Origin of the sequence: Rhodococcus sp. NPDC059968, assembly GCF_042738615.1 — a bacterium.
In the GTDB taxonomy this organism is placed as follows: Bacteria; Actinomycetota; Actinomycetes; order Mycobacteriales; family Mycobacteriaceae; genus Rhodococcus_F.
The window spans coordinates 35,642-46,840 of the sequence record NZ_JBHWUE010000013.1; the positions used below are offsets into that span (position 1 = coordinate 35,642).

Genomic DNA, 11,199 nt, shown 5'->3' on the forward strand with positions numbered 1-11,199 from the left:
CAGCACCACCTCCGACATCACCGTCGGCACGGCCATTGCCGGCCGCGGCCGGGTGGAGCTCGACGACATCATCGGCATGTTCGTCAACACCCTCGTGTTGCGCACGACGCTGGACCCGGGAGCGTCGTTCGTGTCGCTGCTCGAGCAGGCCCGGGACGTCGACCTCGAGGCGTTCGCCCACGCGGATTTGCCGTTCGAGCGGCTGGTGGAGGTCCTGAGCCCGGTCCGCTCCACCTCGCACCACCCGCTGTTCCAGGTGGCGCTCGGCGTGCAGGCGGTCTCTGCCGACCGACTCGAACTGGAGGGGTTGTCGGTGGAACCGCTCACCCTCGACGCCGGCATCGCGAAGTTCGACCTCCACTTCACGCTCATAGAGCGGCTCGACGACGCGGCCGAGGCAGCCGGAATCGACGCCGAACTGGTCTACGCGACAGACATTTTCGACGAAAGCACCGCCGCCGAGTACGCGACCCGGCTGCGGCGGATCTTCGAGGCGGTCGTCGCCGACCCCCACCGGCCCATCGGCGACATCCCGGTCCTCGGCGACGAGGAATACGCGGCGCTCACCCCGGTGCGCGGCGCCGACGCGCGACCGGTGCAGGTGCTGCCCGAGATCCTGGCCGGCGCCGTCGCCGCGGCACCCGACGGAGCCGCCGTCGTCTTCGAGGGGGAAAGCCTCACCTACCGTGACCTCGACGAACAGTCGAACCAGCTGGCCCGGTTGCTCGTCGACAGGGGGGTGGGACCCGAAACCCGGGTCGCGCTGGCGCTGCCGCGGTCCTTCGACTCCGTGGTGGCCGTGTGGGCGGTGGCCAAGACCGGTGCCGCGTTCGTGCCCGTCGACCCCGGCTATCCCGCGGACCGCATCCTGCACATGGTGGAGGACTCCGGGGCGATGGTCGGGATCACCGTGTCCGCGAAACAGGCTCTTCTCCCGGACTCGATCCGGTGGATGCTCCTCGACGACCCGGCGCTCGAGGTGTGCTGTACCCACGAATCCCGGTTGCCGGTCACCAACCGCGACCGCATGCGGCCGATCCTGTCCGACCAGGTGGCGTACGTCATCTACACGTCGGGATCCACCGGCCGGCCCAAGGGGGTCGCAGTCACACATCGCGGTCTGATGAACCTGGTGACCGACGAGCGTGAGCTCCTCGGTGTCACGTCCCGTTCGCGGACACTGCATTTCGCGTCCCCGAGCTTCGACGCCTCGGTGTTCGAGATGCTGATGGCACTCGGGGCGGGAGCCACCATGGTCATCGCCCCGCCCACGATCTACGGCGGATCGGAACTCGCGGAACTGCTCGCCGCCGAGCACGTCACCCATGCGTTCTCCACTCCGGCGGCGCTGGCGTCGGTGGATCATCACGGGCTCGACGACCTCGCCGTGGTCGTGGTCGCCGGTGACGTGTGCCCGCCGGAACTCGTCGCGCGCTGGGCGCCGGGGCGTCGCATGGTCAACGCGTACGGCCCCAGCGAGGCGACGATCATGTCGTCCATCACCGAACCCCTCCGCGCCGGTGAACCGGTCACCATCGGCGGCCCGAGCCGCGGAGTGCGGGCACTCGTGCTGGACGGCCGGCTGCGTCCCGTGCCGGTGGGTGTGCCGGGCGAACTGTACGTCGGAGGCCCGAGCCTCGCCCGCGGCTACCTCGGACGGCCGGGACTGACCGCCGAACGTTTCGTCGCCGACCCGTACGGCGAGCCCGGCGACCTCATGTACCGCACCGGCGACCTCGTCCGGTGGCGGGAGAACCGCGTCCTCGATTTCGTCGGCCGCACCGACCACCAGGTGAAGATCCGCGGATTCCGCATCGAACTCGGCGAGATCGACGCCGCGCTCACCGCACACCCCCAGATCGAGTACGCCACCACGATCGGGTACGAGCACCCGAACGGGGAGACCTCCCTCGTCGCGTACGTGCTGCCGTTCACCGGTGAGGACGTCGACCGGGTCGAGGTCGCGAACTTCGTCGGGCGCACCCTGCCCGCCTACATGGTTCCCGCCTCCGTCACCCTCCTCGACGCCCTGCCGCTCACCCCGGCAGGCAAGCTCGACCGGGCAGCGCTACCCGAGCCGATTTTCGCCGCCGCGGCCACGACATTCGAGGCACCGCGGAACCCGATGGAGGTGATCGTCGCCGGCATCTTCGCGGACATCCTCGCGTTGCCCGAGATCGGCATCCACGACAGCTTCTTCGACCTCGGCGGCAACTCGCTGCTCGCCACGCAGGTGGTGTCGCGGATCAACGCGGCACTCGACGTCCACGTCGGTGTCCGCGAAGTGTTCGAATCGCCGACTGTCGCCTCCCTCGCGGCACGCATCATCGAGACCACCACCCACGGTGTGCGACGCCCCGCGCTGACGGCGAAGCCTCGGCCCGAACACATTCCGCTCTCGCTCGCCCAGCAGCGGATGTGGTTCATCAACCAGTTCGACACCGCATCGCCCGCCTACAACCTGCCGGTCGCGCTCCGGCTGTCGGGCGAGGTGGACCTGCGTGCCATGCAGATCGCGATCGCCGACCTCGTCGGGCGGCACGAGGCGCTGCGCACCGTCTATCCCGATTCCGCCGACGGTCCGCACCAGGTGATCGTGCCCACCGGGGACGCGGTGCCCGACCTGACACCGGTGGCGGCGCACCCCGACGACATCCTCGAGCGGGTGCTCGCACTCGTGACGACGGGCTTCGACGTGACTGCGGACGTGCCCCTGCGAGCGCGGATGTACCGCGTCGGCGCCGACGACTACGTGCTCGTGATGGTCGCCCACCACATCTCGGGTGACGGCTGGTCACTCGCCCCGCTGGCGCGCGACGTCATGCTCGCCTACACCGCCCGCGCCGAGGGACACGTTCCCCGCTGGGCGCCGCTGCCGGTGCAGTACGCCGACTACAGCCTGTGGCAGCGGGAACTCCTCGGCGACGAGGCCGATCCCGAATCGGTCGCCGCCGCTCAGATCGCGTACTGGACCCGCGCCCTGGAGGGTCTGCCGGACCGGCTGCCCCTGCCGACCGACCGTCCCCGTCCCGCGGTCGCGTCGCACCGGGGCGGGCACGTGCCGTTCACCGTCGACGCCGGCACCCACCGCGCCCTGCTGGCGCTCGCGCGCGGCCGGAACACCTCCCTGTTCATGGTGATGCACACCGCGCTCGCGGTACTGCTCGCGCGACTGAGCAACGAGTCCGACATCGCCGTCGGCGCACCCATCGCCGGCCGCGGTGAGGAATCCCTCGACGAACTCGTCGGCATGTTCGTGAACACCCTGGTGCTGCGCACCCACGTGGACCTCGCGAGTTCGTTCGCGGACAGCCTCGCCGACGCACGCTCTACCGATCTGAGTGCGTTCGCGCACTCCGACATTCCGTTCGAGCGCCTCGTCGACGTGCTGAACCCGGCCCGGTCCCGCTCACACCACCCGCTGTTCCAGGTCGCGTTCTCGTTCCAGAACCTCGCCACCACCACACTCGAACTTCCCGGGCTGCACGTCGAGGGACTCGATGTGCCGAACACGATCTCCAACTTCGATCTGCACCTGACATTGTCGGAGAAACATGACGCCGGCGGGGCCCCGGACGTGATCGAGGCCCAGTTCACGTACGCGACCGACCTCTTCGACGAATCGACCGTGGTGGCGTTCGCGGAACGCTTCACCCGCGTCCTCGAGTCGGTCGTACAGGATCCGGACGTGGCCGTCGGTGCCATCGACCTGCTCGACGGCCCCGAACGGCAGTCGGTCCTCGCCGAATTCAACGACACCGGCGTCGATCTGTCGCCGACGACCCTCGCCGAACTGTTCTCCGCCCAGGTGGCGCGCACTCCCGACGAGGCCGCGGTGGTCTTCGAGGGCACCGAACTCACGTATGCGGAGTTCGACCGCCGTGTCGACGGGCTCGCCCACCTGCTGATCGATCGCGGGGTGGGGCCGGAAACCGTGGTGGGACTGGCGATGAACCGGTCGATCGAACTACTGGTCGGAATGTACGCGGTGCTGCGAGCCGGCGGCGCGTACCTGCCGATCGATCTCGCCCATCCGGCCGACCGACTCGCCTACGTGCTCGAGACTGCGCGCCCGGTGTGCATCCTCACCACATACTCGGACGGGTTCGCCGCCGAGACCGTCCCGGTCATCGAGATCGACACCCTCGACCCCGCCGGCTCGCCACGCGGACCGGTGACCGATGCGCATCGTCTCGCCCCGCTGCGGCCGGAGAACACGGCGTACCTGATCTTCACGTCCGGGTCCACCGGCAGACCCAAGGGTGTCGCCGTGACACACGGTGCCATCGCGAACCAACTCCGCTGGAAGCAGCACGAATACCCGCTCGACACCACCGACGCCGTCGTACAGAAGACACCCGTCACGTTCGACCTGTCGGTGTGGGAACTGTTCTGGCCGCTGACCTCGGGCGCCCGACTCGTCATCGCCCACCCGGACGGTCACCGCGACCCGGCCTATCTGGCGGACCTGATGCGTCAGCAGCGCGTCACGACAGCACATTTCGTGCCGTCCCTGCTGGAGGCCTTCATGGCCAACCCGGGTGCGGGGGAGCAGCCGGCCCTGCGGCGGGTGCTGTGCATCGGCGAGGCGCTGCCCGTCGACACCGCCGCCCGCTTCCGCCGCCGGTTCGCCACCGTCGCACTGCACAACCTGTACGGGCCCACCGAGGCCGCCGTGTCCGTGACCGCCTGGACACACACCGCCACCGACGTCGACACCGTCCCCATCGGCGGACCCGAGTGGAACACACAGGTGTTCGTGCTGGATGCCCGGCTGAACCCGGTCCCCGTCGGGGTGTCGGGTGAGCTGTACCTGGCCGGCGACCAGCTGGCCCGCGGCTACGTTGCGCGCGCCGACCTGACGGGCGAGCGCTTCGTCGCCAACCCCTTCGGCGCACCCGGTTCGCGGCTCTACCGCACCGGTGACGTGGTCCGCTGGCGCGTCCGGGACGGGAGGGGCGTCCTCGAGTACCTCGAGCGCTCCGACTTCCAGGTGAAGGTCCGCGGGTTCCGCATCGAACTCGGCGAGATCGAGTCCGCACTGGTGTCGAGCGCGGGGGTGGGGCAGGCCGTCGTCATCGCCCACCAGCACCCACACACCGGGACCGCCCTGGTCGCGTACGTGGTCCCCGAGGACGGCGCCACCGTCGACTCCGCCGCGGTTCTGGCAGAGGTCGGCGCCGCGGTGCCGAACTACATGGTTCCCGCCGTCCTCGTCGTGCTCGCGCAACTGCCCCTGACCTCGAACGGCAAAGTCGACCGCAAGGGCCTTCCCGCACCCGACTTCGCCTCGGCAACAGTCGAATACCGCGCCCCCGCGACACCCACCGAGGAAGCGGTCGCCGCCGCCTTCGCCGACGTGCTCGGCGTCGAACAGGTCGGCGCCGCCGCGAACTTCTTCGACCTGGGTGGCAACTCCCTCGTCGCCACCCGGGTGGTCGCCCGGCTGTCCGAGCGACTCGGGCGCCGTGTGGAGATTCGAACCCTGTTCGAGGCGCCCACCGTCGCCGCCCTTGCAGCACTGCTGGATTCGATCGACGCGACCGCACCCACCCGCCCGACGCTGACGCCGGCAGTGCGTCCCGAACGGATTCCGCTGTCGTCGGCGCAGCAACGGATGTGGTTCCTCAACAGGTTCGACCCGAACTCCGCCGTGCACAACATTCCCGCGGCGGTCCGGCTGTCGGGCGCGCTGGACGTCGACGCACTGCAGCACGCGGTCACCGACGTCGTCCGCAGGCACGAGTCGCTGCGGACGGTATACCCGGACTCCGCGGACGGTCCGCACCAGGTGATCCTGCCCACCGACCGGGTAGGGGGCGCACTGTCCGTCGTCGCGACGGACGAGGCCACGATGCCCGCTCTGATCGCCGCCCTGGTGACCACCGGATTCGACGTCACCACGGAGGTTCCGGTGCGGGTGCGGATCTTCCGCATGTCCCCGGCGGAGCACGTTCTCGCCCTGGTGGTCCATCACATCTCCGGCGACGGCTGGTCGATGGCGCCGATGGTGCGCGACGTGATGACGGCGTACGCGGCGCGGTCGGCGGGCACCACCCCCGACTGGGCTCCGTTACCGGTGCAGTACGCCGACTATGCACTGTGGCAGCGGGCACTCCTCGGCGACGAGACCGACCCCGAATCGGTGTCGGCCCGGCAACTCGTGTTCTGGACGCAGACCCTCGCGGGCGCACCGGATCAGCTGGACCTGCCCACCGACCGCCCGCGTCCCGCGGTCGCGTCGTACCAGGGCGGCACCGTCGACTTCGCCGTGCCGGCCGACCTGCACGGCACGCTCCTGGGCGCCGCGCGGGACGCGAACGCGTCCCTGTTCATGCTCGTGCACTCGGCGCTCGCGGTGCTGCTGAGCCGACTCTCCGGAAGCGGTGACATCGCCATCGGCACCCCCGTCGCGGGACGTGGTGAACGCGAACTCGACGACCTGATCGGCATGTTCGTCAACACACTGGTCCTGCGCCAGCAGGTCGACGGAGGCAAGTCTTTCGCCGAACTGGTCGCAGACGTGCGCGAGACCGATCTCGCCGCCTTCTCCCACGCGGACGTCCCGTTCGAGCGCCTCGTGGAGGTCGTCAATCCGTCGCGGTCCACGGGGCGGCATCCCTTGTTCCAGGTGATGCTCACGTTCCAGAACCTCGACCAGGCGACCCTGGAACTGGGCGACCTGTCGGTGAGCGGCGTCGACTTCGATGTCGACATTGCCAAGTTCGATCTGCAGCTCACCCTGATGGAGCAATTCGACTCCGAGGGAGGTCCGGACGGGATCGCCGCCCGCCTCACGTACGCCTCCGACCTGTTCGACGAGCCGTCCATGTATGTGTTCGGGCAGCGGTTCCTGCAGGTTCTGCGGGCGGCCACCGATAGTCCGGACACCGCGGTCGGCGACATCGACGTCCTCGGCAGCGGCGAACGGAAGCAGATCGCCGGTACCAACGCGACATCGCACGATGTGCTCGCCGGCACCCTGGCGTCGCTGTTCGACATGAGGGTCGCGGCGGATCCCGACCGGATCTCGGTGGTCTTCGACCGGGAGGAATTGACGTACGCCGACTTCGACGCCCGCGTGAACAGGCTGGCGCGCCGGTTGGTCGAGCAGGGCGTCGGCCCCGAGTCGGTGGTGGCGGTCGCGATGCGCCGTTCGATCGATCTGCTCGTCGCGATTTACGCCGTGGTGAAGGCGGGTGGCGCGTACCTGCCGGTGGATCCGGACCATCCGGCCGAGCGGACCGCGTATGTAATCGACACCGCACGGCCGGCATGTGTGCTGGTCAGCGGTGCCGGACACCCCGGCGGCGGATCGGTTCCCGTCATCGACGTCGCGTCCGAGGACGTCTCCGGCTTCGCCAGCTCGCCCGTCACCGATGCGGACCGGCTGCGGCCGCTGTCCCCGGCGAACACGGCGTACGTGATCTTCACGTCCGGGTCGACGGGCCGGCCGAAGGGCGTCGCGGTCACTCATGGCGCGATCGTGAACCGCCTGCTGTGGATGCAGCACGAATACACCCTGACCAGCGCGGACGTCGTTCTGCAGAAGACTCCGGTGACGTTCGACGTGTCGGTGTGGGAGCTGTTCTGGCCGCTGCAGGTGGGAGCCTCTCTGGTGATCGCCGCACCAGACGGACACCGCGATCCGCGGTACCTGACGGGGCTCGTCCAGGAACGTCACGTGACGACCACCCACTTCGTGCCGTCGATGCTGTCGGTGTTCACTGCCGAACCTCTTGCGGCGGAGTGTGATTCGTTGCGGTTGGTGTTCTGTTCGGGTGAGGCGCTGACGCCGGAGCAGGTGGCCCGGTTCCGGGCGGTCAGTGGTGCGGATCTGCACAATCTGTACGGTCCGACGGAGGCCGCGGTCGACGTCACCCATTGGGAACCTGTTGCGGCGGACACACTGACGGTGCCGATCGGGCGTCCGGTGTGGAACACGCAGTTGCATGTGCTCGATTCCCGGTTGCATCCGGTGCCGAACAGGGTGGCGGGGGAGTTGTATCTGGCGGGTGATCAGCTGGCGCGGGGGTATCTGAATCGGGCGGATCTGTCGGCGGATCGGTTCGTGGCGAACCCGCACGTGGCTGGTGGGCGGATGTATAGGACGGGTGATCTTGTGCGTCGCCGCTCGGATGGGGTTCTGGAATATCTGGGGCGTACCGATCTTCAGGTGAAGTTGCGGGGGCAGCGGATCGAGCTGGGGGAGATCGAGGCGGCGCTGGAGACGCATTCGGACGTGATGCAGGCGGTGGTAGTGGTGCACCGCGACGACCGCGGCGAGGAAGCCCTCGTGGCATACCTGGTGGGGCGGCGCGCGGCCGACTGGTCCGACGTGCGCGCACACCTGTCGGCCCGCGTCCCGTCGTACATGATCCCCGCGCACGTCGTGCATCTGGACACCCTGCCGCTGTCGGTCAACGGCAAACTCGACCGCCAGGCCCTGCCCGCACCGGCGGTCCGGTCGGCGGCCGACGAGTATCAGGCCCCGCGGACGGCGGCCGAGCGCGCCGTCGCCGCGGTGTTCGCCGACGTGCTCGGCATCGACCGCGTGGGCGTCACGGACAGCTTCTTCGACCTCGGGGGCAACTCGCTGATTGCCACCCGGGTCGCGCCCGCGCTCGGATCCGAGTTGGGAATCGACTTCCCGTTGCAATGGATGTTCAGCGACCCCACGCCGCAGTCGCTGGGACAGCGCATCCAGAAGTGGACGAACGACGGGGTCGACGGTGCCGGTGCGTCACTCGACGTGCTTCTCCCGATCCGGTCGAGAGGGACGGCGGAACCGCTGTTCTGCGTGCATCCGTTCATCGGGCTCGCGTGGAGCTACGCGGGGCTCAGCCGCGAGCTGACCGAGGACCGGCCGATCTACGGGCTACAGTCGCCGGCGCTGACCGAGGACGAGCCGCATCTGGAGACGATCACCGACTTCGCGGGCCGCTACGTCCGGGAGATCCGTTCGATCCAGCCGCACGGCCCGTACCACCTGGTGGGGTGGTCGCTGGGCGGGGTCATCGCTCACGAGATGGCGGTGCAGTTGCAGGATGCCGGTGAGGAGGTGCGTCTGCTGGGGCTCCTCGACAGCTACGTCGGGCTCGACCGCAGTGTGGAGAACTCCGCGACCACCGCGGATCTTCTCGGCGGTGTCGGCCTGGACCTCCCGGACGACGGTGTGCTCGACGAGCTCGCGCCGGACGGGCAGTTCGACGCCGAGCGGGCGGCGGCGTTGCTGCGGGTCGTCGGAGGGCCGTTGGCGGCACTGACCGCGCCGGAACTCGAGCGGATCTACGGAACTGCGCTGCGGGCCCCCGAACTGATCGACGCACACCAGCCGAGGGTGTTCGACGGCGATCTGGTGTTCTTCACCGCCGCCCTCGACGACGGTTTCCACGTGGACCCGGTGACCTGCTGGGGCCAGTTCGTGCGCGGGGGCATCGACGAGCATCCGGTGGACGCGACGCACTGGACGATGACGACGCCGGACGCTCTCGCCGCGATCGCACCGCACCTCGAGCGTCCGCGTCGCCGGCCACGGCACGCCGCGCCCGACACCGGCAGGGACAGCGATCCCGACGACAGCGCGAATCGGCCGCATTCGGTGCGCTGATCGCACCCGCCCGCCGCCCGACAGACCGGAAGGTTTGGTTTGGGTGGTGGTGGGGGAATACCACGAAATGTGAGCGGTTGTAGTGGAAACGAGCGGTTGACCACCCGAAATATCGTGGGCGCCCGACCGGCCGTGGTTTCAGGCTGCCGATTTCATACCCCAGGTGTGAGATCGACCCGAAGAGAAGACCAAACCCTTGACTCCGCGGTACCGAATAGTAGATTGAGAGCGGTCATGTGACCTACCTCTCAAATGGTACGGAAGCCCGAGAGGTCGGTCATACGTGGTTTCTTCGACTGCGTGTTCGGGGCGTGACGCTCGGTGCTTTGTGTGCTCGGAATGTAACGCGCCCGCGTTCAGCAGATCGGAGTACTTGGATGAGTCCTGTCGAGACGGTGACCAGCCCAGTGACCAACAGAAGCTTGTCCGTGTCGAACACCCCGTCCGTGCCGAAGCGGGGGTCGCAGCCTCCCCGGACGCGGCGAACGCCGCCCCGGCAGAGCCGAGACGGCGTTCGTACGGTTCGGTGGCCTGGGTCAGGCTCCGCGGCGCTTCGCCTTCAGCAGGTCGAGGCGCTCCTTCAGCAGCTCTTCCAGTTCCTCCTTGGAACGGCGTTCGAGCAGCATGTCCCAGTGGGTACGCGGCGGCTTGACCTTCTTGGCCTCGGGCGCAGTCCCCTCGACCAGGGTTCCCTCGAGGCCGTTACGGCACAGCCACGTACCGGGAATCTCGGCTTCGTCGGCGAAGGGAATGTCGAAGACCTCACCGTTGTCGCACCGGTACTTGGCCATCCGACGGGGCGCGAGGTCGTGGTCACGGTCGGTCTCGTAGCTCACCGCTCCGAGTCGACTCCCTCGAAGTACGCGATCTGCCATGGTTGTGTCCTCTCCTCGATCGTCTCCGCGCGAGTACGCCTGGACCAGAACCAAGCGTTCACACTCATCTACAACGCCACGGCCTCCCGATTGGTTCCCGCACGCCGCGCAGATGCAACCTCGACATCTTACCGGGCGGGCCTCGAGGCGCCGCGCAGTAAGGTGGTTGACCATGACCGGCGCCTCCCGCAGACCCGATTCCTGTGTGTGGTGCGGCCGGGAAGTGGCCGAGACGGGGATGGGGCGGCGCCGCCGGTACTGCCGCCAATCCTGCCGGCAGCGCGCGTACGAACAGCGCAACCAGGTCAAGGGCACGAGCATCCCCGCCGATGCGGTGGTGCTCACCTCGGAGGAAGCCTCCGCCATGGTCGACCGGGTTTTCCAGGTTCGATGTGCCGCCGAGGACGTGGCGACAGCCGTTGCCGAAGGTGCGGCGGCCCATGAGGTGGAGTCCCTGTGCGCCGACCTCGTGCAACTCGCACGTGAGGCCGAACGCTTCCGCTGAGCCTCGGACAGAGGCGGGGGAGTGTAGGACGCACTCGGCTCGACCGGTCCGACCGTCGCCCGTCGACGGCGATTCCGAAACGAACATCACGATTCGACGCACACCGGGCCCACAGGTACAGCACGATCAGTACAGCGTGGGAGACCGGCGTCGGTTGGTCCGTCTCACGCGCAGGACTTGCGCATCCAAGGTCTTCTACCCGCTGGGGG

At 68.7% G+C, this 11,199-nt stretch carries 3 protein-coding genes (1 of these 3 running past the window's edge); 2 read left to right on the plus strand and 1 reads right to left on the minus strand.

The features are described 5' to 3' along the window. Window positions 1-9,610, plus strand: partial view of a non-ribosomal peptide synthase/polyketide synthase gene (locus ACFWAY_RS14135; RefSeq protein WP_378510991.1) — the final stretch only. It extends 21,440 nt beyond the left edge of the window; only the last 9,610 of its 31,050 coding nucleotides appear in the window; its start codon lies off the left edge, out of view; the stop codon is at window positions 9,608-9,610. Between the two features lie 536 nt (window positions 9,611-10,146). Here the strand turns inward: ACFWAY_RS14135 and ACFWAY_RS14140 are convergent. Then, window positions 10,147-10,485, minus strand: coding sequence for an RNA polymerase-binding protein RbpA (locus ACFWAY_RS14140; RefSeq protein WP_073359666.1), 339 nt, complete (start codon window positions 10,483-10,485; stop codon window positions 10,147-10,149). Between the two features lie 172 nt (window positions 10,486-10,657). On the opposite strand from ACFWAY_RS14140, the gene ACFWAY_RS14145 reads away from it, so the two are divergent. Continuing rightward, window positions 10,658-10,990 (plus strand): hypothetical protein, encoded by a 333-nt coding sequence (locus ACFWAY_RS14145; RefSeq protein WP_005246337.1) that lies wholly within the window; start codon window positions 10,658-10,660, stop codon window positions 10,988-10,990. Window positions 10,991-11,199 lie beyond the last annotated feature (209 nt).

Bases quoted from the DNA above. Each gene is read 5' to 3' on its own strand.
- ACFWAY_RS14140 (WP_073359666.1), bottom strand. From the start codon at position 10,485: ATGGCAGATCGCGTACTTCGAGGGAGTCGACTCGGAGCGGTGAGCTAC.
- ACFWAY_RS14145 (WP_005246337.1), top strand. From the start codon at position 10,658: ATGACCGGCGCCTCCCGCAGACCCGATTCCTGTGTGTGGTGCGGCCGG.